The sequence below is a fragment of the Achromobacter ruhlandii genome, from assembly GCF_902859695.1.
GTDB classification, from domain to species: domain Bacteria; phylum Pseudomonadota; class Gammaproteobacteria; order Burkholderiales; family Burkholderiaceae_B; genus Achromobacter; species Achromobacter ruhlandii.
Genome location: NZ_CADIJL010000029.1, coordinates 24,979 through 48,793, shown reverse-complemented (window position 1 = coordinate 48,793; position 23,815 = coordinate 24,979). Strand labels below are relative to the sequence as shown.

17 protein-coding genes are annotated in these 23,815 nt (G+C 67.6%); 8 read left to right on the top strand and 9 right to left on the bottom strand.

Features of this window, described 5'->3' with window-relative positions; genetic code table 11:
• The first annotated feature begins 109 nt into the window (after positions 1-109).
• Both HV742_RS25450 and HV742_RS25445 read left to right on the top strand, forming a co-directional pair.
• The gene (locus HV742_RS25450; RefSeq protein WP_175146677.1) at positions 110-976 is read left to right on the top strand and encodes a hypothetical protein; all 867 of its coding nucleotides are present in this window, start codon (positions 110-112) and stop codon (positions 974-976) included.
• A gap of 113 nt (positions 977-1,089) precedes the next feature.
• The gene (locus tag HV742_RS25445) at positions 1,090-1,284 is read left to right on the top strand and encodes a putative motility protein (RefSeq protein WP_006387491.1); all 195 of its coding nucleotides are present in this window, start codon (positions 1,090-1,092) and stop codon (positions 1,282-1,284) included.
• A 129-nt stretch (positions 1,285-1,413) separates the two neighbouring features.
• On the opposite strand, the gene HV742_RS25440 is transcribed toward HV742_RS25445, so the two are convergent.
• From HV742_RS25440 to aceE, 5 genes are all read right to left on the bottom strand, one after another.
• Complete coding sequence (locus HV742_RS25440; RefSeq protein WP_175146676.1) at positions 1,414-2,322, bottom strand: LysR family transcriptional regulator; 909 nt, start codon at positions 2,320-2,322, stop codon at positions 1,414-1,416.
• A gap of 170 nt (positions 2,323-2,492) precedes the next feature.
• Positions 2,493-3,266 carry an SDR family oxidoreductase gene (locus HV742_RS25435; protein ID WP_175146675.1) on the bottom strand — a complete coding sequence of 258 codons (774 nt, stop codon included), beginning with the start codon at positions 3,264-3,266 and terminating at the stop codon, positions 2,493-2,495.
• Positions 3,267-3,531: 265 nt separating this feature from the next.
• On the bottom strand, positions 3,532-5,304 hold the full coding sequence (gene lpdA, locus HV742_RS25430; RefSeq protein ID WP_175146674.1) for a dihydrolipoyl dehydrogenase: 1,773 nt from the start codon (positions 5,302-5,304) through the stop codon (positions 3,532-3,534).
• A gap of 12 nt (positions 5,305-5,316) precedes the next feature.
• Positions 5,317-6,975 (bottom strand): dihydrolipoyllysine-residue acetyltransferase, encoded by a 1,659-nt coding sequence (gene aceF, locus HV742_RS25425; protein WP_175146673.1) that lies wholly within the window; start codon positions 6,973-6,975, stop codon positions 5,317-5,319.
• A gap of 12 nt (positions 6,976-6,987) precedes the next feature.
• Positions 6,988-9,696 (bottom strand): pyruvate dehydrogenase (acetyl-transferring), homodimeric type, encoded by a 2,709-nt coding sequence (aceE, locus tag HV742_RS25420; protein WP_054504143.1) that lies wholly within the window; start codon positions 9,694-9,696, stop codon positions 6,988-6,990.
• A gap of 433 nt (positions 9,697-10,129) precedes the next feature.
• Between aceE and HV742_RS25415 the strand changes: the two genes are divergently transcribed.
• From HV742_RS25415 to HV742_RS25400, 4 genes are all read left to right on the top strand, one after another.
• A complete protein-coding gene (locus HV742_RS25415; RefSeq protein ID WP_020927319.1) occupies positions 10,130-11,884 on the top strand; it encodes a PAS domain-containing sensor histidine kinase in 1,755 nt (584 codons plus the stop codon).
• The gene (locus HV742_RS25410; protein WP_020927318.1) at positions 11,881-12,507 is read left to right on the top strand and encodes a response regulator transcription factor; all 627 of its coding nucleotides are present in this window, start codon (positions 11,881-11,883) and stop codon (positions 12,505-12,507) included. The genes HV742_RS25415 and HV742_RS25410 overlap by 4 nt, the downstream gene beginning before the upstream one ends.
• Positions 12,508-12,562: 55 nt before the next feature.
• Complete coding sequence (gene folD, locus HV742_RS25405; RefSeq protein ID WP_020927317.1) at positions 12,563-13,414, top strand: bifunctional methylenetetrahydrofolate dehydrogenase/methenyltetrahydrofolate cyclohydrolase FolD; 852 nt, start codon at positions 12,563-12,565, stop codon at positions 13,412-13,414.
• A gap of 217 nt (positions 13,415-13,631) precedes the next feature.
• Positions 13,632-15,698: a M3 family metallopeptidase gene (locus tag HV742_RS25400; RefSeq protein ID WP_063583434.1), complete on the top strand. Its 2,067-nt coding sequence runs from the start codon at positions 13,632-13,634 to the stop codon at positions 15,696-15,698.
• Positions 15,699-15,833: 135 nt separating this feature from the next.
• Here HV742_RS25400 and HV742_RS25395 read toward each other — a convergent pair whose 3' ends face one another.
• A complete protein-coding gene (locus tag HV742_RS25395) occupies positions 15,834-16,568 on the bottom strand; it encodes a class I SAM-dependent methyltransferase (RefSeq protein ID WP_175146672.1) in 735 nt (244 codons plus the stop codon).
• Between the two features lie 244 nt (positions 16,569-16,812).
• Between HV742_RS25395 and HV742_RS25390 the strand changes: the two genes are divergently transcribed.
• Both HV742_RS25390 and HV742_RS25385 read left to right on the top strand, forming a co-directional pair.
• Positions 16,813-17,427 (top strand): SCO family protein, encoded by a 615-nt coding sequence (locus HV742_RS25390; protein WP_020927313.1) that lies wholly within the window; start codon positions 16,813-16,815, stop codon positions 17,425-17,427.
• Positions 17,428-17,568: 141 nt separating this feature from the next.
• Entirely contained in the window at positions 17,569-17,820 is a 252-nt protein-coding gene (locus tag HV742_RS25385; protein WP_049074432.1) for a GlsB/YeaQ/YmgE family stress response membrane protein, read from the top strand.
• 80 nt (positions 17,821-17,900) lie between these two features.
• On the opposite strand, the gene adeC is transcribed toward HV742_RS25385, so the two are convergent.
• From adeC to HV742_RS25370, 3 genes are read right to left on the bottom strand one after another with little or no spacing between them, the layout of a single operon-like run.
• Positions 17,901-19,391, bottom strand: coding sequence for an AdeC/AdeK/OprM family multidrug efflux complex outer membrane factor (gene adeC / locus HV742_RS25380; protein WP_175146671.1), 1,491 nt, complete (start codon positions 19,389-19,391; stop codon positions 17,901-17,903).
• On the bottom strand, positions 19,388-22,570 hold the full coding sequence (locus HV742_RS25375) for an efflux RND transporter permease subunit (protein WP_054504140.1): 3,183 nt from the start codon (positions 22,568-22,570) through the stop codon (positions 19,388-19,390). Before HV742_RS25375 ends, adeC begins: the two co-directional genes overlap by 4 nt.
• A gap of 14 nt (positions 22,571-22,584) precedes the next feature.
• Complete coding sequence (locus tag HV742_RS25370; RefSeq protein WP_049074437.1) at positions 22,585-23,778, bottom strand: efflux RND transporter periplasmic adaptor subunit; 1,194 nt, start codon at positions 23,776-23,778, stop codon at positions 22,585-22,587.
• Positions 23,779-23,815 lie beyond the last annotated feature (37 nt).

The window sequence follows — 23,815 nt, the reverse complement described above, 5'->3', positions numbered from 1 at the left end:
TCCTGATTGACTGGAAGCCGGCCTTTTTGCCGGCTTATTCCTTTTTTGGCTGGTCAGGTGGACGGTCATAATTGCGTTCGTACGCTTTTGTATCTATATTTTTCGCAACATGACCACCAAGCCTCCCGATCCACTCGCTACGCGGCATGACGGCACCACGGATCAAGATGACCAGGCGCCGGTGGATCCCCACACCCAGCGCCTGCGCGAAGAGAACCGCGCCTTGCGCGAACTGCTGGCCGCGCAGGTCCAGGCGTCGATTCCGCGCCCTCCCGGCCCGCTCAAGCGGCTGGGCTGGTGGCTGATCAGCGCGCCCGGCGCCGCGCTGGTCGGCTGGCGCAGCCTGCTGGGGCGCGAACACGCCGCGCCGATCACCGGCAAGCGGGTGGGTTACGCCACCTTGACCGTGCTCTATACCCTGGCGATCTATGGCGCCCTGGTGCTGCTGGTGGTGTCATGCAGCACGCCCAACGCGGGACGGTCGGGCGCATCCGCCGCCGGCCCGATGCGCGTGCCGCTGGCGCCGCTCGACGCGGGTCCGGCTCCCCTGCGGCAACCCGGCGCTACCACGCGGCCCGACGCCGCGCCGCCGCCCCCCGCCCCCACGCCGACCGTGCAAGAACATGCGTCCGGGCCCGCCTCGACACCGCAGGACGCCTCGACACCGCGGGATGACACGCCGGCGCCGGGCCGCACGGACGCCCCCAGCCCGGCGGCGACAACGCCCTCCGCCTCGGCTCGCGAAGCCGCGACGCCGCATGCGACCGCCCCGGCCTTACCCAAACCCACGTTGCGCATCACCGAAATCCCCGCCGAAAATCCACACGCATGGGTCGACAGCCTGAAGGCCGAACTGGCGCGCTGCGCCACGCTGGGCTTTTTCGAGCGGCCCGACTGCGCCTGGGCCGCCCGCAAGCAATACTGCGGCCCGAACCAGGGCTGGGGCGCCGTCAAGGAATGCCCGGCCCAACCCTGACGCCGCACAATTCTCGTCCGAGAATTCCACCGCGATGCGGTGAAGTACGCGATAATCACGCATAATCCGTTTGTTCCGGACACCGTCCGGCAAGCCTCACAGGACTCCCCGCCATGGATCTTTCCGTCAGCAACACCGTGAATACCGGCCTGGCCATGCGCGACGCGCAACTGATGCAGGAAGTCCAGGCGCGCGTCACCAAGAAGGCCATCAACGCCCAGGCCGACACCGTCGCCACGCTGATGCAGTCACTGCCGGTGGTCGCCATCGACGGCAAGATCGGCACCCGCATCAATACCCAGGCGTAAACCGCGCCGGCGCGCGCGGCAACGATTGCCGCGCCCAGCCCTCCTCGGCCCGCTTCTTCGGCCCGCTTCCTCGGCCCGCTTCTTCGCCCCGCCCTCTTCACGACTCCCTGCCCGCCCGGGCTCGCGCCGTCAGGCCTCCAGGTGCCTGCGCATCAGTTCCTCGAACCACTCCAGAAAAACCGCCAGCCGGCGTGAGCGTTGCCGCCGGTGCGGATACAGCAGCGCCACCGGCATGGAGGCGGCGCGGTGCGCTGGCATGACTTCCACCAGTTCGCCGGCGTCCAGCAGGTGCTGCACGTCGAAGCGCGGAATCTGGATCAATCCCAGGCCCGCCAGGCAGCAGGCGATATAGCTTTCGGCATTGTTGACCACCACCCGGCTGGGCACCGTGATGGCCTGGCGGTCGCCGTCGCCGGCCGCCACCTCCCAGGGCAATTCGCGGCCGGTGGTCGGCGAAGCGTATCCCACCATCCAGTGATCCGTCGGCAGCGCGTCCGGCGCCCGCGGCTCGCCCTGCTCGCGCAGGTAGGCGGGGCTGGCGCAGTTGACCAGGGCGATGTTGCCCAATGGCCGTGACACCAGGCTGCTGTCATGCAGCGCGCCGATGCGCACCGCGCAATCGACGCCTTCCTGGATCAGGTCGATGGCGCGGTCGCTGGACCCCAATGCCAGTTGCAGCCGGGGATGACGCCGCAGCAGGCCGGGCAACGCAGGCGCCACCAGGCGGCGCGCAATGCGGCTGGGCACGTCGACGTTGAGCCGCCCGGAAACCTGGCGCTGGCTCTGCTGGAACAGGTGGTCAATGTCCTCGACCTCGGCCAGCAACGGCCGGACCCGTTCCAGCAATTGGGCGCCGTCGGCGGTCAGGCGCACCTGGCGCGTGGTCCGGTGCAGCAGCCGCGCGCCCAACTGGGCCTCGAGCTGCTGCACGGCGGCCGAGACCGAGGCGCGCGGCAGCTCCAGCGCGTTGGCCGCCTTGATGAAGCTGCCCATCTCCGCCACCTGCGCGAAGACGCGGTACTGTTCGAATCTGTCCATGCTCCCCCGGGGGTCCCCCAGCGCCAGCGGCACGACGCCGCCCGTGACAGCATAGCCGGTTCGCGGGACATCGCAGGCACGGGAAATGGCGCCCCCGCCAGGCAGGCCGGGCCAGACCCACGCGACCTCGAATCGCGGGGGCCAGGCGGCCCCCCGGGCGGTCTGGCCGGTTACTTGGTGGTGTAGCCGCCGTTGATCAGGATGGTCTGGCCGGTGATCCACCAGCCATCGCTGACCAGGTGGCGGATGAACGGCACCACGTCCTCGATGTCGGTCAGGCCGGTCTTGGAGAACGGCGACAGCGCGGCGGCGGTCTTGTGGTACGCCACGGCATCGGCGCCTTCGGCCGGATAGAAGAACGGCGTGTCCATCGGGCCGGGGCCGACGGCCGTCACCGAGATGCCGCGCGCGCCGAATTCCTTGGCGGCCGCGCGCGTGTAGTGCTCGACCGGCGCCTTGGAGCCGGCATAGGCGGCGTAGAACGGCGTGAATGCGCCCAGCAGCGAGGTCACCAGGGTGCAGACCTTGCCATTGTCGTTGACGTGGCGGCCGGCCTCTTTCAGGAAGAAGAACGCCGACTTGGCGTTGACCGCGCTCATCTCGTCGTATTCGGCTTCGCTGATTTCGGTCAGCGGCTTCTTGAGCACCTTGCCGACGGTGTTGATGGCGATGTCGGGCCGGCCCACCGCCGCGACCGCGTCGGCGAACAGTTTCTCGACGGCGCCGGCCGTGGCCAGGTCGGCCTGGAATGCCACGCCCCGGGCGCCGGCGGCCTGGATCGCGGCCACGGTGGCGTCGGCATCGGCCTTGGACGCGGCGCTGTTGTAGTGGATGGCGACGGCCTTGGCGCCCTGTTGCGCCAGGTCACGCGCGATCAGGCCGCCCAGGTTCTTGGCCCCGCCGGCGATCAGGACGACTTTGCCCTTGATGGAATGGTCTGCCATGGAAAATCTCCCGCATGTGTGTCGATGGAGATTCGATTCTAGGCAGCGGCGGGGCCGGGATCAGCCGGGCATGGCCGGATGGATTATCCAGAAAATCGCCCCAATGCCAGCGCCTGTGCGGCGCCGGCGCCGCAAACGCCCCTGGCGGACCGGCAGGATCGGACGGCTGCCGATCCGCGCGAGCCGCAATGAAAAAGCCCGAAGGCCGGGAGGCGCTTCGGGCTGTGGTGCCTGCGTCCGGACGCAAGATCCGGCCAGCCAGGGTTTACTTCTTCTTCATCGGCGGCAGGTCGGTGCACACGCCTTCGGCCACTTCGGCCGCCATGCCCACCGATTCGCCCAGGGTCGGGTGCGGGTGGATGGTCTTGGCGATGTCGATGACGTCCGCGCCCATTTCCACGGCCAGCGCCACTTCGCTGATCAGGTCGCCGGCATGGGTGCCGACGATGCCGCCGCCCAGAATGCGGTGCGTCTCGGCGTCGAACAGCAACTTGGTGAAGCCTTCGTCGCGGCCGTTGGCGATGGCGCGGCCGGAAGCGGCCCACGGGAATACGCCTTTCTCGACCTTGATGCCCTGCTTCTTGGCTTCGTCTTCGGTCAGGCCGACCCACGCCACTTCCGGATCGGTGTAGGCCACCGACGGAATCACGCGGGCGTCGAAGAACGACTTCTGGCCGGCGGCGGCTTCGGCCGCCACGTGGCCTTCATGCACCGCCTTGTGCGCCAGCATCGGCTGGCCGACGATGTCGCCGATGGCGAAGATGTGCGGCACGTTGGTGCGCATCTGGCGATCGACCTCGATGAAACCGCGGTCGGTCACGGCCACGCCGGCCTTGTCGGCGCCGATCTTCTTGCCGTTGGGGCTGCGGCCCACGGCCTGGAGCACCAGGTCGTAGCGCTGCGGTTCCTTCGGCGCGCCCTCGCCCTCGAAGGTGACGTAGATGCCGTCTTTCCTGGCTTCCGCGCCGACCGTCTTGGTCTTGAGCATGATGTTGTCGAAGCGGCCGGCGTTCTTCTTCTGCCAGACCTTGACCAGGTCGCGGTCGGCGCCCTGCATCAGGCCGTCCAGCATTTCCACCACGTCCAGGCGCGCGCCCAGCGTGGAGTACACCGTGCCCATTTCCAGGCCGATGATGCCGCCGCCGATGATCAGCATCTTCTTGGGGATTTCACGCAGCAGCAAGGCGCCGGTGGAATCGACGATGCGCTCGTCCTGCGGCAGGAACGGCAGCTTCACCGACTGGCTGCCGGCGGCGATGATGGCCTGCTTGAAGCGGATGGTCTGCGACTTGCCGTCGGCGCCCTTGACCGCCAGGTGGTTGGCATCGGCGAATTCGCCCACGCCCGTCACCACGGTCACCTTGCGCGCCTTGGCCATGCCGGCCAGGCCGCCGGTCAGCTTGGCCACCACGCTGTCCTTGTAGCCGCGCAGCTTGTCCAGGTCGATCTTGGGTTCGCCGAAGCTGATGCCGTGGGCGGCCAGCTCGCGCGCCTCGTCGATGATGGCGGCGTTGTGCAGCAGCGCCTTGGACGGGATGCAGCCCACGTTCAGGCAGACGCCGCCCAGCGTGGCGTAGCGTTCGACCAGCACCACGGACAGGCCGAGGTCGGCGGCGCGGAAGGCGGCCGAATAACCGCCGGGGCCCGCGCCCAGCACCAGCATGTCGTACTCGGCGTCGGCCGAGCCCTTGAAGGTCGCGGCGGCGGGGGCCGCGGCGGCCGGCTTGGCTTCGGCCTTGGGGGCCTCGGCCTGCGGCGCGTCGGCCTTGGGCGCTTGCTTGGCGGCCGGGGCGGCCTCGGTCGCCTCGACTTCCAGCACCACCGAGCCTTCGGCGACCTTGTCGCCGACCTTGACGCTGATGGACTTGACCACGCCGCCCGTGGAGGCGGGGATTTCCATCGAGGCCTTGTCGGACTCGACCGTGATCAGGCTCTGCTCGGCCTTGATGGTATCGCCCACGGCGACCAGCACTTCGATGACTTCGACTTCCTTGAAGTCACCGATATCCGGCACTTTGATTTGAACGGTATTGCTCATAGGGCTCCCCGTTTACAGCGCGATGCGGCGGAAGTCGGCCAGCAAGGCGCCCAGATAGGCGTTGAAGCGGGCAGCGGCGGCGCCGTCGATGACGCGGTGATCATAGGACAGCGACAGCGGCACGATCAGGCGCGGCACGAACTGCTTGCCGTCCCAGACCGGCTTGTGCGACGAACGCGACACGCCCAGGATGGCCACTTCGGGCGCATTGATGATGGGCGTGAACGAGGTGCCGCCGATGCCGCCCAGCGACGAGATCGAGAAGCAGCCGCCCTGCATGTCGGCGGGCGAGATCTTGCCTTCGCGCGCCTTCTTGGACAGGTCGGTCATTTCCTGGGCGATCTGCAGGATGCCCTTCTTGTCGGCATCGCGGATCACCGGCACCACCAGCCCGTTGGGCGTATCGGCGGCAAAGCCGATGTGGTAGTACTGCTTGAGCACCAGGTTGTCGCCGTCCAGCGAGGCGTTGAACTCGGGGAACTTCTTCAGGGCCGCGACCACGGCCTTGATGAGGAAGGCCAGCATCGTGACCTTGATGCCCGACTTCTCGTTTTCCTTGTTCAGCGTGACGCGCAGCGCTTCCAGGTCGGTGATGTCCGCTTCGTCGTTGTTGGTGACGTGCGGGATCATGACCCAGTTGCGGTGCAGGTTTGCGCCGGAGATCTTCTTGATGCGCGACAGCGGCTTGGCTTCGACCGGGCCGAACTTGGTGAAGTCGACCTTGGGCCACGGCAGCAGGCCCAGCGCGGCGCCATCGGCCGAGCCACCGGCGGCGGCCACCGGGCCGGCGGCCAGCGCCTGCTTGACGAAACCGCGCACGTCGTCGGCGGTGATGCGGTCCTTGGGACCGGTGCCCTTGACCTTGCTCAGGTTCACGCCCAGTTCGCGGGCGAACTTGCGCACCGACGGCGAGGCGTGCGGCAGCTGGCCGGGCTTGAGGTTGGCGTCTTCCAGCGCGGCGGCGGGAGCCGGACGCGAGCCGGCGGCGGGCGTGGCCGGGGCGGCGGGCGCTTCCGCCTTGGCGGCCGGGGCTTCCGACTTGGCCGGCGCGGCCTCGGCCTTGGCGGCCGGCGCGGCGGCGGGCGCGCTGCCCTCCACCACGACCACGACCGAGCCCTTGGCGACCTTGTCGCCGACCTTGACCTTCACTTCCTTGACCACCCCGCCCTGCGAGGCCGGGATCTCCATCGAGGCCTTGTCGGACTCGACGGTGATCAGGCTCTGCTCGGCCTTGATGGTGTCGCCGACGGCGACCATGACTTCGATGACTTCCACTTCCTTGAAGTCGCCGATGTCCGGCACTTCGATCTCGACCGGACCGCTGCTGGCGGCCGGCGCGGCAGCCTCGGCCTTGGCGGCGGGCGCGGCGGCGGCGGCCTGCTTGGGGGCTTCGGCCTTGGGGGCTTCCTTGGCGGCCGGGGCGGCGGCATCGGCCGCTTCGACCTCCAGCACCACCGAGCCTTCAGCGACCTTGTCGCCGACCTTGACGCTGATGGACTTGACCACGCCCCCGGTGGAGGCGGGAATTTCCATCGAGGCCTTGTCGGACTCGACGGTAATCAGGCTCTGCTCGGCCTTGATCGTGTCGCCCACCGCCACCAGCACTTCAATGACTTCCACTTCCTTGAAGTCGCCGATGTCGGGAACCTTGATTTGCACGACGTTGCTCATGTCTCTTTACCCTCAGGCGTATTGCGGGTTGGCTTTGTTCGGGTTGATGCCGTACTTCTTGATGGCTTCGGCCACCTTGGCAACCGGCACCTTGCCTTCGTCGGCCAGCGCGCGCAGCGCGGCGACCACGACGAAGTGGCGGTCCACTTCGAAGTGCTCACGCAGCTTGGCGCGGAAATCCGAACGGCCGAAACCGTCGGTGCCCAGCACCTTGTATTCGCGGCCCTTGGGCACGAACGGGCGGATCTGGTCCGCAAACAGCTTCATGTAGTCGGTCGACGCGATGATCGGGCCTTCCGTCTTGGCCAGCTGTTCCGTGACGTAGGCCACCTGCGGCTTCTTCTCGTCGGGGTGCAGCATGTTGTGGCGCTCGGCGTCCAGGCCGTTGCGGCGCAGTTCGGTGAAGCTGGTGACGCTCCACAGGTCCGAGGCCACGCCCCAGTCGGCTTCCAGCAGTTCCTGGGCGGCCATGACTTCGCGCAGGATCGTGCCCGAGCCCATCAGCTGCACGCGGTTCTTGCCCTTGCCGTGCGACTTGAGCTTGTACATGCCCTTGATGATGCCTTCCTCGTCGCCGGCGGTCAGGCCAGGCTGCGGGTAGTTTTCGTTCATCACCGTCAGGTAGTAGTAGACGTTTTCCTGGTCTTCCACCATGCGCTTGAGGCCATGCTGGATGATCACGGCCAGTTCGTGGCCGAAGGTCGGGTCGTACGAGACGCAGTTGGGGATGGTCGAGGCCAGGATGTGGCTGTGGCCGTCTTCGTGCTGCAGGCCTTCGCCGTTGAGCGTGGTGCGCCCGGCGGTGCCGCCCAAGAGGAAGCCGCGCGCCTGCATGTCGCCGGCGGCCCAGGCCAGGTCGCCGATGCGCTGGAACCCGAACATCGAGTAGTAGATGAAGAACGGGATCATGATGCGGTTGTTCGAGGAGTACGACGTGGCCGCCGCGATCCACGAGCTCATCGCGCCCGCTTCGTTGATGCCTTCCTGCAGGAGCTGGCCGTCGGCCGCTTCCTTGTAGTACATGACCTGGTCCTTGTCGACCGGCACGTACTTCTGGCCTTCCGGCGCGTAGATGCCGATCTGGCGGAACAGGCCTTCCATGCCGAAGGTGCGCGATTCGTCGGCCAGGATCGGCACGACGCGCGGACCCAGTTCCTTGTCGCGCAGCACCTGGTTCAGGATGCGCACGAAGGCTTGCGTGGTGGAGATCTCACGGCCTTCGGCGGTGGGTTCCAGCACGGCCTTGAAGGCGTCCAGGGCCGGGGCCTTGAGCTGCTCGTCGGCCTTGGCGCGGCGGCGCGGCAGGTAGCCGCCCAGCGCGGCGCGGCGCTCGTGCAGGTACTTCATTTCGGGCGAGTCTTCCGCCGGCTTGAAGTACGGCAGGTCGGCCAGCTTGTCGTCCGGGATCGGGATGCCGAAGCGGTCGCGGAATTCGCGGATCGAGTCCAGTTCCAGCTTCTTCTGCTGGTGGGTCGGGTTCTTGGCCTGGCCCACGTGGCCCATGCCGTAGCCCTTGATGGTCTTGGCCAGGATGACGGTCGGCTGGCCTTCATGCTTGGAGGCGGCGTCGAACGCGGCGTAGACCTTGTGCGGATCGTGGCCGCCACGGTTCAGGCGCCAGATGTCTTCGTCGCTCATGCGCGACACGGCTTCCAGCAGCTTGGGGTGCTTGCCGAAGAAATGCTCGCGCACGAACTTGCCGTCGTTGGCCTTGTACGCCTGGTACTCACCGTCGACGGTTTCTTCCATGATCTTGCGCAGGATGCCTTCCTTGTCGTGCGCCAGCAGCGGATCCCAATAGCCGCCCCAGATCAGCTTGATCACGTTCCAGCCCGAACCGCGGAAGTCGCCTTCCAGTTCCTGGATGATCTTGCCGTTGCCGCGCACCGGGCCGTCCAGACGCTGCAGGTTGCAGTTGATGACGAAGATCAGGTTGTCGAGCTTTTCACGGGCCGCCAGGGCGATGGCGCCGAGCGACTCGGGTTCGTCCATTTCGCCGTCGCCGCAGAATACCCAGACCTTGCGCTTGCTCGTGTCGGCGATGCCGCGGGCGTGCAGGTACTTGAGGAAGCGGGCCTGGTAGATGGCCATCAGCGGGCCCAGGCCCATCGACACGGTGGGGAACTGCCAGAAGTCCGGCATCAGCTTCGGATGCGGGTACGAGGACAGGCCCTTGCCGTCCACTTCCTGGCGGAAGTGGTTCAGCTGGTCTTCGGTCAGGCGGCCTTCGAGGTAGGCGCGGCCGTACATGCCGGGCGAGGTGTGGCCCTGGAAGTAGACCAGGTCGCCGCCGTGGTTTTCGTTCTCGGCGTGCCAGAAGTGGTTCTGGCCGCAGCCGATCATGGTGGCCAGCGAGGCGAAGGAGGCGATGTGGCCGCCCAGGTCGCCGCCGTCCGGCGGGTTGTGCTTGTTGGCCTTGACCACCATGGCCATGGCGTTCCAGCGCACGTACGAGCGGATGCGCGATTCCAGTTCCAGGTTGCCCGGATGCGCCGGCTCCAGGCCGGGCGGGATCGTGTTGACGTAAGCGGTGTTGGGCGAGAACGGGATGTGGGCGCCGGAACGACGGGCTTCGTCGATCAGGCGTTCCAGCAGGTAGTGCGCGCGCTGCGGTCCTTCGCGATCAAGGACTGCCGCCAGGGCTTCGAGCCACTCCTGGGTTTCTAGGGTGTCTTCGTCGTTGGCAGCCTGCACGGCGCCAGCCTGGGCGAAAGAGGACATCGTGTGTCTCCTGTTGGGGTTCGTTCGTGACCGCACCCGCTTATTTATCTACTCGCGGACATGCCATGGTAGTCGGGATCATCCGGGCTACCATGCCATGCATGGGTCGGGGTGTTGTGCTAGAGACCAGCTACTCGGGAGCGGTTTCCCTATCAGCCGGCATTCTAAGAAAGAAGATTAACCGGTCGCAAGGAAAATTTCATGTTGCGGTACGGCATTTCATAATGCGAAAATATGAATGGAAGCTGAAAAGAATAGAAGGCACTTTTTTAGCCCATCTCCCTTCTGACGGGCTTGATTCCCGGCAATTCCCCGCCGACACGCACTAAAATGCCCCCCACGCCGCGCCTTCGGCTTGCTGCCCCAGCCGGGGCGTTTTCATCTTGAGGCGGCCCGGCGACGAAAAATGCCCGGCCTATCCGGCCCAAACTACATGTCCAGCGCGCCCAAGTCCAATATACCCACACCGTTCCACGACCACGCCCGCACGCGCCGCCGCGGGGTGTACTGGGTCACGCCCGCGATGGTGCTGATCCTCTATATCTGTGTGATGGGGGTGTTCTTCTGGCTGCAGCGCATCCATGACGACAGCGTCATGTTCGTGACCATCGACCAGGAAATGCGGCAGCAGCGCCTGATCTGGGTGGTGCTGGCGCTGTCGTGCGTGATCGTCATCAGCCTGCTGATGCTGTGGCGCTATACGCGCTTCCGTTCCGCCGCCGAGGCCGCCCTGATCGCCGAGACCGGTTTCCGCCGCGCCATGGAGAACTCCATGTCCACCGGCATGCGCGTGCTGGATATGGAGGGCCGCATCGCCTACGTCAATCCGGCCTTCTGCCGCATGATCGGCTGGAACGAGGCCGACCTGATCGGCCGCAGCCCGCCCTTCCCCTACTGGGTGCCGGGCCGCCATGAACAGCACCAGCACACCCTGGACGTGCTGATGTCCGGCAAGACGCCCAGCAGCGGCCTGGAAGTCGAGGCCCAGCGCCGCGACGGCTCGCGCTTCACGGCGCGCATGTACGTGTCGCCGCTGCTGGACCCCAACGGCAACCAGATCGGCTGGATGACGTCGATGACCGACATCACCGAGCCCAAGCGCATCCGCGAGGCCCTGACCGCCGCGCACGAGCGCTTCATGACGGTGCTGGAAGGCCTGGACGACGCCATCTCGGTCACCGCCGACACCCACGACGGCCTGGAGCTGCTGTTCGCCAACCGCACCTACCGCCGCGTGTTCGGCGCCCAGACCGGCGGCCACGACGAGCTGCTGGCCGGCCGCCGCGGCCGCTTCACGGATGAATCCGTGGAAGTCTTCGCGCCCTCGGTGCAGCGCTGGTTCGAAGTGCACCACCGCATGCTGGCCTGGACCGACGGCCGCCGCGTGCGCATGCAGGTGGCGCGCGACATCACCGAACGCCGCACCCACGAAGAAGCCTCGCGCGTGCAGCAGGAAAAGATCCAGCTCACCAGCCGCCTGACCACCATGGGCGAGATGGCCTCGTCGCTGGCGCACGAACTGAACCAGCCGCTGACCGCCATCGCCAACTACAGCATGGGCGCGGTGGCGCTGGTCAAGGCCGGCCACACCAGCCCCAATATGCTGCTGCCGGCGCTGGAGAAGGCCGCCTCGCAGGCCGAGCGCGCCGGCAAGATCATCAGCCGCATCCGCGAATTCGTGAAGCGCAGCGAGCCGCGCCGCCAGCGCGTGGCGATCGGCCGCATCGTCGACAACGCCATCGGTTTCGCCGAGATCGACGCCCGCAAGCGCCGCATCCGCATCGACAGCTTCGTGCCGTCGAACGCGCCTGACGTGCTGGCCGACCCGATCCTGATCGAACAGGTGCTGCTGAACCTGCTCAAGAACGGCCTGGAAGCCATGGAAAAGAGCGAGTCCGACGAGCTCAAGGTGGCCGTGATCCTGCACGAACAGCACATCGAGGTCGCGGTGGTCGACCGCGGCCATGGCCTGGCCGAGCCGGAGCGCCTGTTCGAGCCCTTCTTCAGCACCAAGACCCAGGGCCTGGGCATGGGACTGAATATCTGCCGTACCATTATCGAATCGCACCACGGCCGCCTGTGGGCGGACCCGAACCCCGCCGGCGGTACTATTTTCCGCTTTACCCTGCCCTGCGCTGCGTCCCAGACGCAGGCCCAGAATGATCAGTCCGAGGAGTTGCACGCATGAACACGCCCCACCTGTCGAGCACGGTATTCATTGTTGACGACGACGAAGCGGTCCGCGATTCGCTGCGCTGGCTGCTGGAGGCCAATGGCTACCGGGTTCGCGCCTACGCCAGCGGCGAGTCGTTCCTGGAAGACTATGACCCCAGCCAGATCGGCGTGCTGATCGCCGACGTGCGCATGCCCGGCATGAGCGGCCTGGAGCTGCAGGAACAACTGATCGCCCGCAACGCCCCCCTGCCTATCGTCTTCATCACCGGCCACGGCGACGTGCCGATGGCCGTGTCGACCATGAAGAAGGGCGCCGTCGACTTCCTCGAGAAGCCGTTCAACGAATCCGATCTGCGCGAAATCGTGGCGCGCATGCTGGAGCAGGCCACGCAGCGCGTGAGCAAGCACCAGGCCCAGAAAGACCACGAAGCCATGCTGGCGCGCCTGACCGCGCGCGAGCAGCAGGTGCTGGAGCGCATCGTCGCCGGCCGCTTGAACAAGCAGATCGCCGACGACCTGGGCATCAGCATCAAGACCGTCGAGGCGCACCGCGCCAACATCATGGAAAAACTTGAAGTGACCACCGTTGCCGACCTGATGAAAGTGGCCCTGGCCAAACCGGAGGCGCATGCATGAGCCGCCGGGCCGTTCCCAAGGCGAATACCGTAGCGCACCGCGCGGAGGTTGCCTAATGTCCGCCAGGATTATTGATGGCGCCGCCCTGTCGCAGCGCATTCGCGAAGAAGTCGCCCAACGCGTCGCCGCCCTGGCCGCCAAGGGCACCCGCCCCGGCCTGGCCGTGGTGCTGGTGGGCGAAGACCCCGCCTCCCAGGTGTACGTGCGCAACAAGGTCGCGGCGTGCGAGAAGGCCGGCCTGCATTCCGTCAAGGAACAGTACCCCGCCGACATGACCGAGGCCGAACTGCTGGCCCGCATCGACAAGCTGAACCGCGATCCGTCCATCCACGGCATCCTGGTGCAGCTGCCGCTGCCCAAGCACATGGACGCGCACAAGGTCATCGAAGCCATCGCCGCCGAGAAGGACGTGGATGGCTTTCACGTCAGCAACGCCGGCCTGCTGATGACCGGCCAGCCGCTGTTCCGCCCCTGCACGCCCTACGGCGTGATGAAGATGCTGGAATCGGAAGGCGTGGCCCTGCGCGGCGCCGAGGCCGTGATCGTCGGCGCCAGCAACATCGTCGGCAAGCCCATGGCCATGCTGCTGCTGGCCGCCGGCGCCACCATCACGATCTGCAACTCCAAGACCCGCGACCTGGCGGCCCAGACCCGCCGCGCCGACGTGCTGGTGGTAGCCACCGGCAAGCCCGGCATGATCGACGGCTCGATGATCAAGCCCGGCGCGGTCGTCATCGACGTGGGCATCAACCGCGGCGCCGACGGCAAGCTGTGCGGCGACGTCGACTTCGCCTCCGCCAGCCAGGTGGCCGGCGCCATCACCCCCGTGCCGGGCGGTGTCGGCCCCATGACCATCGCCATGCTGCTGGTCAACACCGTCGAAGCGGCGGAACGGGCCGCGGCCTGAAGACCGGTCCCGCGCCCCGCCGTGGCACCCCTGTGGGTTTGTCCCGCGCCCTCCCGGGGGCCGGGGGCAAACCCACAGTCGTCTCTGGGCCCGCCGCGCGGAACCGGGCGCGCCCAGGGCCGGCCCTTGCTTTTCGACCTGCCGCCCCAACCTGATCCTTATGCCTGCCGGCGCGCTCGCTTGCTGCCCGCCCTCCTCTCACGCTATTGGTAACACCATGACCCAGAATCCCTTGCTCGCCCCCGTCTCAGAACTGGTCGACTACCAGGCGGTCAAGCCCGCCCACGTGGTGCCCGCCATCGAGGAACTGCTGGGCATCGCCCGCCAGGCCGTGGACCGTGCCGCCGATCCGGCGCTGGCGCCCACCTGGGAAGCCGTGGTCGAGCCGCTGGATACCGCGTCCGAGCGGCTGTGGCGCGCGTGGTCGGTGGCCGGCCACCTGAACGCCGTGGTCAACACCCCTGAACTACGCGAGGCCTACAACGCCGCCCTGCCCCTGGTGACCGAGTTCTCGACCTGGGTCGGCCTGCACGAAGGCCTGTACCAGCAGTACCAGCGCCTGGCCGCCGCGCCCGATTTCGCCTCGTGGTCGCCGGTGCGCCGCCGCATCGTCGAGATGGCGCTGCGCGACTTCCGCCTGAGCGGCGTCGAACTGCGCGGCGCCGACCGCGAGCGCTACGCCGCGATTTCCGACCGCGAAGCGCAGGCCTCGCAGAAATTCTCCGAGAACGTGCTGGACGCCATCGACGCCTGGTCGCTGCTGATCGAGGACGAGGCCCGCCTGGCCGGCATTCCCGCCGACGTGCGGGCCGCCGCGCGCGCCGCCGCCGAGGAAGACGGCAAGCCGGGCTGGAAGCTGACGCTGAAGATGCCCTGCTACCTGCCCGTCATGCAGTACGCGCAGGACCGCTCGCTGCGCGAGGCGCTGTATCGCGGCTACGGCACGGTGGCGTCCGAACAGGGCGATGCCCGGTTCGACAACTCGCCCCTGATCGAGGAACTGTTGTCGCTGCGCGCCGAGGAATCCACCCTGCTGGGCCTGGGCACCTTCGCCGCGCTGCGCCTGCAGACGCGCATGGCGCGCGACGCCAAGGAGGTCACCACCTTCCTGCGCGACCTCGCCGCCCGCGCCAAGCCCTACGCCCAGCGCGACCTGGCCGAGCTGAAGGCCTACGCGGCCGCCGAGCTTGGCCTGGCCGAGTTGCAGCCGTGGGACGTGGCCTATGCCTCCGAGCGCCTGCGCGAGTCGCGCTACGCCTACTCCGAAGACGAGGTGAAGCAGTACTTCACCGAGCCGCGCGTGCTGGCCGGCCTGTTCGAGGTCATCGAGACCCTGTTCGACGTGCGCCTGGCCGAAACGCCGGTGTCGTCGTGGCATGCCGATGTGCGCGGCGTGCGCGTCGAAAGCCCCCAGGGCGACCTGATCGGCTACCTCTACCTGGACCTGTACGCCCGCGCCGGCAAGCAGAGCGGCGCCTGGGTCGACAGCGAGCGCACCCGCCGCGTGGTCGCCGGCCGCGTGCAGACGCCGATCGCCTACCTGACCTGCAATTTCTCGCGCCCCAACGGCGACCGCGCCGCCGTGCTGACGCACGATGACGTCATCACCCTGTTCCACGAAACCGGCCACGCCCTGCACGCGCTGCTATCGGAAGTGGACGAGCCCGGCGCCGCCGCCTTCGCCAGCGTCGAGTGGGATGCCATCGAACTGCCCTCGCAGTTCATGGAGAACTTCTGCTGGGAATGGGCGGTGGTGCAGAAGCTGTCGGCCCACGTCGACAGCGGCGAGCCGCTGCCGCGCGCGCTCTACGACCGCCTGGTCGCGGCCCGCAACTACCAGAGCGGCATGCAGACCGTGCGCCAGATCGAGTTCGCGCTGTTCGACATGCTGATGCACGACCGCGCCAAGGGCGCCAGCATCAGCGAAGTGCTGGCCCTGCTGCAGGAAGTGCGCGCCGAGGTCGCGGTGCTGTTTCCGCCGGCCTGGCATCGCCTGCCGCATGCTTTCTCGCACCTGTTCGCGGGCGGCTACGGCGCCGGCTACTACAGCTACAAGTGGGCCGAGGTGCTGTCGGCCGACGCCTACGAGGCGTTCGAGGAAGCCGCGGCCAGGCAGGCCGGCAACGCCCTGGGCACGCTCGATCCGGCCACCGGCGCGCGTTTCCGCCGCGAAGTGCTGGCCGTCGGCGGCTCGCGTCCCGCGGCCGAGTCGTTCGCCGCCTTCCGCGGCCGCGCCCCGCGCATCGATGCGCTGCTGCGCCACAGCGGCATGAGCGCGGCCTGATCCGTCCGCGCACCGCCCCGGCCCGCCTGATCAGCGGGCCTTTTTTGTCGCAGGGCCGCCCCAAGGCAAAAATGCCCCCTTGGGGGGCAGCGACCCGCGCCGCGGCGCAGCGTGGGGGTATTTTCTCCGGTCACGCTAGCCCGCCCCCGCACGGCGCGCCGACACCACCAGCCAGCGCCCGTGGACCGACGGGTCCGAGCCCGCCTGGCGCCAGAAGTGGCGGCTGTCCTCGTCCTGGGCGCGCTTGCGACGAGCCTCGCAGTAGCGCCGCGCCTGCCAGCCCAGCAGCCGGTCGAGCCAGCGCCGCTGTCCGCCCTCGACAACCGCATGCAAGGTGATGTCGCGGAAACCATGACGCGCCAGCAACCGGTGCAACTGCGCAAAGCCCCAGGGAAACAACGCGGCGTTGTCGCCCCGCTCCGTCTCGTTCCCGGAATCGGCCGGCACGCCGCGCACCAGCGCCTGCAAGCGCGCCCGCACGTGGCCGGCATTGGGCGTGGTCAGCACCAGAGTGCCGCCCGGGCGCAGCGCGTCATGGAAGCCGCGCATCAACACGCCTGGATTGGCCGCCACGTGGATCGCCTCGCTGCAGACCACCGCGTCATACGGCATGGCGGCGGGCAACGGCGTGTCCAGGTCATGCACGGTCAGGCGACGGTAGCCACTGGCCGACGCCGACGGCGTGGCCGGGCCGATGCCATCGACCTCGACCTCGCGCCCGGTCGCGCGGCGCGCCATGTCGCCCAGCCAGCCGCGGGCGCACGGCGCGTCCAGCACGCGGTCCGCCAGGCGGCTGCGCAGGATGTCGAGCACCACCGGGTAGTACGGAAAATAGGGATAGCCCAGCGCATGATTGGCCGTGGAGCGCATGAGGGAGACCTCGCCATTACTGACACGGACCTGAATTTAGCGGGCGGCGACGGACCACGTGAGCCGTTTTGCCAGATCTCCAACAATATTCCGACAAAGCTTCACAATTGCCGCGCGACGCGGGCCGGCCCGCCGAGCCGGCGCGTCCTTGCGCCAGGACAAACCTGGCCGCGCACCGCCGCCGGGCCGGCCCGCGCCTGCGGGTAGAATCGACGGGTTTATCCCCCAACCGGCGATGGAACCCATGCGACACCTGCTTACCGGACGCGCCTGGCGCGGTCTTTTCCTGGCCCTGTGCATGCTGCTTGCCGCTTGCGGCGACCGCAATGTCGATTGGACGCTCTACAACGTCAAGGGCCACCTGCCCGATCTGAAGTTCTCGCTGCCGGGCGCCGGCGGCAAGACCGTCAGCAGCGACGACCTCAAGGGCAAGACCGTGCTGCTGTTCTTCGGCTACGCCAGTTGCCCGGACATCTGCCCCACCACCATGGCGCAGTTAACGGCGGTGCTGCAGAACCTGGGCGACAAGGCGCGCGACGTGCGCATCGTGTTCGTCAGCGTCGATCCGCACCGCGACACGCCGGATATCCTGCAGGCCTACGTCAATGCATTCAACAACCAGGCCATCGGCGTCACCGGCAACGAAAAGCAGGTGGCCGACCTGGCGCGCCGCTACCGCGTGGCCTACCAGATCGAAAAGCCCCGCCCCGGCGACGACGCCGACCAGTACGAAGTGACGCACAGCCGTGGCGTGTACATTTTCGACAATCAGGGCCGCGCCCGCCTGCTGGCCTCGGACACCGACAGCATCGAAGCGATGACCAAGGACCTGCGCCAGTTGATCGACCTGACTTCGTAAGGCCGCATGCAACATTGCTGCATGGCGACAGGCCGCGGCATGTTGCGCGCCAGCGCCAAACACCAGTTGTTACAGCCCGCAAGCCGCGCGCGTGAGTAATATCAGGGCACATCGCCCTTCACCCTCGCAAGGAGTACGCGCATGAGCATCATCATCATGATCATCGTCGGCTTCATCGTCGGGCTGCTCGCCCGCGCGATCATGCCCGGAGACCAGAACATGGGGATCATCATGACCACCATACTGGGCATCGTGGGCGCCGTCGTGGCCGGCTTCCTCGGCCAGAAGCTGGGCTGGTACGCCCCGGGCGAACCGGCCGGCTGGATCGGTTCGGTGGTCGGCGCGATCATCGTCCTGTTCGTGGTCGGCCTGATCGCCAAGAAACGCACCTGACGCGCCGCGCGCGCACCACGCAAAGCGGGCCGATCTTTCGATCGGCCCGCTTTTTTCATGCTGTCGGACTGCCCCGGGGATCAGCTCCGCTGGCCGTCGGCAGCAGGCGCGGCGTCCGGCGCGGGCTGCGCCGCCGTGACCGTGCGCTCGGTCCAGCCGCCGCCCAGCACCTTGTACAAGGTGACCAGGTTGGACAGGCGCGCCAGGCGCGTATCGACCAGCGACTGCTGCGCGGTGTAGAGCGAACGCTGCGAATCGAGCACCGTCAGGTAGTCGTCGATGCCCTGGCGGAAGCGCTGCTCGGACAGGTCATAGGCGCGCTGGTTGGCGGCCACCAGCAGTTGCTGCGCCTGGATCTGCTCGTCCAGCGTGCCGCGGCCGGCCAGCGCGTCGGCCACTTCGCGGAATCCCGTCTGGATCGTTTTCTCGTACTGCGCGATCTGGATGTTCTTCTGCACCTTGGCCAGGTCCAAGCCCGCCAGCAGCGAGCCGCCGGCGAAGATCGGCACCGTGATCTGCGGCACGAAGCTCCAGGCGCCCGAACCCGCGTTGAACAAGCCGCCCAGGCTGGCGCTGGCGGTGCCGGCGTTGCCCGTCAGGCTGATGGTCGGGAAGAATGCGGCGCGGGCCGCGCCGATGTTGGCATTGGCGCCCTTGAGCTGGTGCTCGGCGGCGCGGATGTCCGGACGGCGCGCCAGCAGCTCGGATGGCAGGCCGGCCGGCAGCGCGGTCGGCAGCATGCCGTCGTCAAGCTTGACGGCGTTGTCCAGCGCCGCCGAGATTTCCGGCGACAGCGGCTGGCCCACCAGCAGCACCAGCGCGTTGCGGTCCTGCGCGGCCTGGCGCGTGTACTGCGACAGGTTGCGCTGGGCGGTGCGCAGTGACACTTCGGCCTGGCTCAGGTCGAGCGCGGTGGACAGGCCCTGGTCGTAGCTCTGCCTGGTGAGCTTGTAGGAATCATCCTGGCTCTTGAGCGTGTCGCGCGTCAGGCTCAGCAACTCCTGGTCGGCGCGCAGCGTCAGGTAGGCGTTGGCCACTTCGGCGATCAGCGTCAGCTGGGTCGCGGTGCGGGTTTCGTCCAGCGCCAGGTACGATTCCAGCGCCTTGTCGCTCAGGCTGCGGATGCGGCCGAACAGGTCCAGCTCCCACGAGGACAGCGCGGCGCCGACCTGGTAGTTGTGGCTGGTGGTGGCCTGGCCGCTGGGCGACAGGTCGGCCGGCGTGCGCTGGGCGGTTTCCTTGCCGGCGATGCCGACGCTGGGCAGCAGGTCGGCGCGCTGGATGCGGTACTGGGCCCGCGCGGCCTCGACATTCAAGGCCGCCACGCGCAGGTCGCGGTTGTTGGCCAGCGACTGCTCGATCAGTTGCTGGAGCAAGGGATCGGCGAAGAAGTCGCGCCAGCCGATGTCGGCGGTGGCCACCGGACCGGCGGCATCGGCCTTGTAGGCCGGGCCGGCCGGATAGGCCGCCGAGATCGGCGCGTCGGGCCGTTCGTAGGTCGGGGCCAGCGAGCAGCCCGCCAGGGCCGCCGCCAGGGAAAGGGAAACCAGGGTTCTCATCTGCAGCTTCATTGCGGTTTTCCTTCGACGGACACGTCCTGCGCGTCGTTGGCGCTGGGGTCGTGCGGATCGCGTCGCGCGCTCATGCGTTCCACCTTGAACAGGCGCAGCATGATCACGAAGAACGCGGGGACGAAGAAGATGGCCAGGAAGGTCGCGGTCAGCATGCCGCCGATCACGCCCGTGCCGATGGCGTTCTGGCTGCCCGAACCGGCGCCCGAGGAGATCGCGAGCGGCACCACGCCCAGGATGAACGCCAGCGACGTCATCAGGATCGGGCGCAGGCGCTGGCGGGCGGCGTGGATCGCCGATTCCGTCAGGCTCGCCCCGGCCTCGTAGTGCTCCTTGGCGAACTCCACGATCAGGATGGCGTTCTTGGCCGCCAGCCCGATCGTTGTCAGCAGGCCCACCTGGAAGTACACGTCGTTGGACAGGCCGCGCAGCAGCGTCGCGCCCAGCGCCCCGATGATGCCCAGGGGCACCACCAGCATGACCGCGGACGGAATCGTCCAGCTTTCATACAGCGCCGCCAGGCACAGGAACACCACGATCAGCGAGATCGCGTACAGCGCCGGCGCCTGGGCGCCCGACAGGCGTTCTTCGTACGACATGCCGGTCCACTCGAAGCCCACGCCGGTGGGCAGCTTGCTGGCGATGCGTTCCATCTCGTCCATGGCCGCGCCCGAGCTGTAGCCCGGCGCCGCGCCGCCCTGGATGTTGTACGAAGGCACGCCGTTGTAGCGGTTCAGCTTCTGCGGGCCGAAGCTCCAGGTGGCCTTGGCGAACGCCGAGAACGGCACCATGTCGCCATCCTTGTTGCGCACGTACCATTTGTCCAGGTCTTCGGGCAGCATGCGGGCCGAGGCCTCGCCCTGCGCGAACACCTTCTTGACGCGGCCGCGGTCGATGAAGTCGTTGACGTACGACGAACCCCAGGCGGTGGACAGCGTGCTGTTGATGTCCGACACGGCCACGCCGAGCGCCCGCGCCTTTTCGCGGTCGATGTCGAGCTGGTACTGCGGCGCATCCTCGATGCCGTTGGGGCGCACGCCCTGCAGGATCTTGCTCTGCGCCGCCTCGCCCAGCAGCTGGTTGCGCGCGGCCAGCAGTTTTTCATGGCCCACGCCGGCGCGGTCCATCAGCTGGAAGTCGAAACCGTCGACGTTGCCCAGTTCCATCACCGAAGGCGGCGGCACCACGAACAGCTGGGCGTCGCGCTCGGTCTTGCGGAAGTGCGCATTGGCGCGCGCCGCCACCGCGGCCGCCTTGAGATTGGCCGCGCCGCGGTCTTCCCAGTCGCGCAGCTTGATGAACAGGATCGAGGCGTTCTGGCCGCGGCCGCCGAAGTTGAAGCCGTTGACCGCGAACACCGAGGTGACGGCATCCTTCTCTTCGGTCAGCAGGTAGTTGGTGGCCTCGTCGATGACGGCCTTGGTGCGCTCGGCGGTGGCGCCGGCGGGCGTCTGGATCTGGGCGAACAGGATGCCCTGGTCCTCGGCCGGCAGGAACGCGGTCGGGATGCGGGTGAACAGCCAGCCCATGGCGATGACGATGGCCAGGTACACCACCATCAGGCGCTTGGTGCGGCCCAGGCCGCGCGCCACGGTATTGGCGTAGGCGTGGCTGCTGCGGTCGAAACTGCGGTTGAACCAGCCGAAGAAGCCGCGCTTGGTGCCATGGTGGCCCTTCGGGATGGGCTTGAGCAGCGTGGCGCACAGCGCCGGCGTGAAGACGATGGCGACGATCACCGACAGCACCATCGAGGACACGATGGTGATGGAGAACTGGCGATAGATCACGCCGGTGGAGCCGCCGAAGAAGGCCATCGGGATGAACACCGCGGCCAGCACCATGGCGATGCCGATCAGCGCGCCGGTGATCTGGGTCATGGACTTGCGCGTGGCCTGCTTGGGCGTGAGGCCCTCCTCGGCCATCACCCGCTCGACGTTTTCCACCACCACGATGGCGTCGTCCACCAGCAGGCCGATGGCCAGCACCATGCCGAACATGGTCAGGGTGTTGATGGAATAGCCGAACGCGGCCAGCACGCCGAAGGTGCCCAACAGCACCACCGGCACCGCCAGCGTCGGGATCAGCGTGGCGCGGAAGTTCTGCAGGAACAGGTACATCACCAGGAACACCAGGATGATGGCTTCCACCAGCGTCTTGAACACTTCCTCGATCGACAGGCTGACGAACGGGGTGGTGTCGTACGGGTAGACCACGTCCATGCCCGGCGGGAAGTACGGCTTCAGGTTGTTGATGGTGTCACGCACCGCCTGCGCCGTATCCAGCGCGTTGGCGCCGGGGGCCAGCTTGATCGCCAGGCCCGAGGCGGGCTTGCCGTTGTAGTAGCTGTCGATGGCGTAGGTCTGGCCGCCCAGTTCGATGCGGGCGACGTTGGCCAGGCGCACCTGGGAACCGTCGGCATTGACCTTGAGCAGGATGCGGCCGAAGTCTTCCGGCTTTTCCAGGCGCGAGGGGCCGATGATGGTGGCGTTGAGCTGCTGGCCGCGCACCGCGGGCAGGCCGCCCAACTGGCCGGACGACACCTGGACGTTCTGTTCCTTGATGGCGTTGACCACGTCGACCGTGGTCAGGCCGTAGTTCACCAGCTTGGCCGGATCCAGCCAGATGCGCATGGCGTACTGCGAGCCGAACAGCTGGAAGTCACCCACGCCCTGCGTACGGCTGATGGGATCCTGGACGTACGAGGCGACGTAGTCGGCCAGGTCGTCCTTGGTCATCGTGCCGTCGGTGGACACGAAGCCCGCCACGATCAGGAAGTTCTTGGTGGCCTTGGTGACGCGGATGCCCTGCTGCTGCACTTCCTGCGGCAAGAGCGGCTGCGCCAGCGACAGCTTGTTCTGCACCTGCACCTGCGCGGTGTCGGGGTTGGTGCCCTGACGGAACGTCAGCGTGATGGACATGCTGCCGTCGGCGTTGCTTTCCGAGGAGATGTACTCCAGGCCGTCGAGGCCGTTCATCTGCTGCTCGATCACCTGCACCACGGTGTCCTGCACCGTCTGCGCCGAGGCGCCCGGGTAGGTCACCGCGATGCCGATGGCCGGCGGCGCGATGTTCGGATACTGCGAAACCGGCAGCTTCAGGATGGACAACGCGCCGGCCATCATCAGCACGATCGCGATCACCCATGCGAAAACCGGTCTATCGATAAAAAACTTTGCCATGCAAGGCTCCCTGACTACTGCTTGGCCGCCGCGGCGCCCGCCTGCGGTTGCTGCGCCGGCTTGGCGCTGGCTTCAGAGGCAACCACCTCGACGCCCGGGCGCACCATCTGCACGCCTTCCACGATGACCTTGTCACCGGCCTTCAGGCCGTCGGTGACCAGCCACTGGTCGCCGATGGCGCGGTCGGTCTTGATTTCACGCAGTTCCACTTTGTTCTCGGCATTGACCACCAGCGCCGTCGGCAGGCCGCGCTGGTTGCGCGTCACGCCGCGTTGCGGCACCAGCAGGCCGTCGGCGGCAACGCCGTCGACCAGGCGGGCGCGCACGAACATGCCCGGCAACAGGCGGCGGTCCGGGTTGGGGAACACCGCGCGCAGCGTGACCGAGCCGGTGCCGGGGTCGACGGTGACTTCGGAGAACTGCAGCTTGCCCTGCTGGGTGTATTGCGAGCCGTCTTCCAGCGTCAGCGTGACCAGCGCGGCCTGCTCGCCCTCGGCCTTCTTCAGTTGACCGCTGGAGAGCGCGTTCTGCAGGCGCAGCAATTGCACGCTGGACTGGGTCACGTCGACGTAGATCGGGTCGATCTGCTGCACGGCGGCCAGGGCCGTGGCCTGGTTGGCCGTGACCAGCGCGCCCTCGGTGACCGAGGAACGGCCGATGATGCCGCTGATCGGCGACAGCACCTTGGTGTAGACCAGGTTGATGCGCGCGGTGTCGAGCGCGGCCTTGGCCGACAGCACGTCGGCGACGGCCTGGTCGCGCGCCGCCACGGCGTTGTCGTAGGTCTGCTGGCTGACGGCGCGGGTGGCCACCAGGGGCTTGTAGCGTTCGGCCAGCAGCGCGGCGGTCTTCTGCTGCGCCTGGGCGCGCGCCAGGGCGGCCTTCTGGCTGTCGAAGCTGGCCTGGTAGAGCGCGGGGTCGATCTGATAGAGCTGGTCGCCGGCCTTGACCTCGCCGCCCTCGGTGAACAGGCGCTTCTGCACGATGCCGTTGACCTGCGGCCGCACTTCGGCGACGCGGAACGGCGAGGTGCGGCCGGGCAATTCAGTGGTCAGGGAAACCGGCTTGGTGGTGAGCGTGACGACCGTCACCTGCGGCTTGCCCGCCTGGGGTGCTTCCTGTTTCTTGCCGCAAGCGGCCAACGTCAGGGCCGATGCCGTCAGCGTAAGCACCGCCGCACCGCGCCACATCGCGCTTTTCTTGTTCATAGATTGCATTCCCGATTTCCAACTAAAAAGGTAGCGT

Excerpts from the sequence above, each read along its gene's own strand:
- HV742_RS25450 (WP_175146677.1), top strand. The coding sequence starts at position 110 with ATGACCACCAAGCCTCCCGATCCACTCGCTACGCGGCATGACGGCACC.
- HV742_RS25445 (WP_006387491.1), top strand. The coding sequence starts at position 1,090 with ATGGATCTTTCCGTCAGCAACACCGTGAATACCGGCCTGGCCATGCGC.
- HV742_RS25440 (WP_175146676.1), bottom strand. The coding sequence starts at position 2,322 with ATGGACAGATTCGAACAGTACCGCGTCTTCGCGCAGGTGGCGGAGATG.
- HV742_RS25435 (WP_175146675.1), bottom strand. The coding sequence starts at position 3,266 with ATGGCAGACCATTCCATCAAGGGCAAAGTCGTCCTGATCGCCGGCGGG.
- lpdA (WP_175146674.1), bottom strand. The coding sequence starts at position 5,304 with ATGAGCAATACCGTTCAAATCAAAGTGCCGGATATCGGTGACTTCAAG.
- aceF (WP_175146673.1), bottom strand. The coding sequence starts at position 6,975 with ATGAGCAACGTCGTGCAAATCAAGGTTCCCGACATCGGCGACTTCAAG.
- aceE (WP_054504143.1), bottom strand. The coding sequence starts at position 9,696 with ATGTCCTCTTTCGCCCAGGCTGGCGCCGTGCAGGCTGCCAACGACGAA.
- HV742_RS25415 (WP_020927319.1), top strand. The coding sequence starts at position 10,130 with ATGTCCAGCGCGCCCAAGTCCAATATACCCACACCGTTCCACGACCAC.
- HV742_RS25410 (WP_020927318.1), top strand. The coding sequence starts at position 11,881 with ATGAACACGCCCCACCTGTCGAGCACGGTATTCATTGTTGACGACGAC.
- folD (WP_020927317.1), top strand. The coding sequence starts at position 12,563 with ATGTCCGCCAGGATTATTGATGGCGCCGCCCTGTCGCAGCGCATTCGC.
- HV742_RS25400 (WP_063583434.1), top strand. The coding sequence starts at position 13,632 with ATGACCCAGAATCCCTTGCTCGCCCCCGTCTCAGAACTGGTCGACTAC.
- HV742_RS25395 (WP_175146672.1), bottom strand. The coding sequence starts at position 16,568 with ATGCGCTCCACGGCCAATCATGCGCTGGGCTATCCCTATTTTCCGTAC.
- HV742_RS25390 (WP_020927313.1), top strand. The coding sequence starts at position 16,813 with ATGCGACACCTGCTTACCGGACGCGCCTGGCGCGGTCTTTTCCTGGCC.
- HV742_RS25385 (WP_049074432.1), top strand. The coding sequence starts at position 17,569 with ATGAGCATCATCATCATGATCATCGTCGGCTTCATCGTCGGGCTGCTC.
- adeC (WP_175146671.1), bottom strand. The coding sequence starts at position 19,391 with ATGAAGCTGCAGATGAGAACCCTGGTTTCCCTTTCCCTGGCGGCGGCC.
- HV742_RS25375 (WP_054504140.1), bottom strand. The coding sequence starts at position 22,570 with ATGGCAAAGTTTTTTATCGATAGACCGGTTTTCGCATGGGTGATCGCG.
- HV742_RS25370 (WP_049074437.1), bottom strand. The coding sequence starts at position 23,778 with ATGAACAAGAAAAGCGCGATGTGGCGCGGTGCGGCGGTGCTTACGCTG.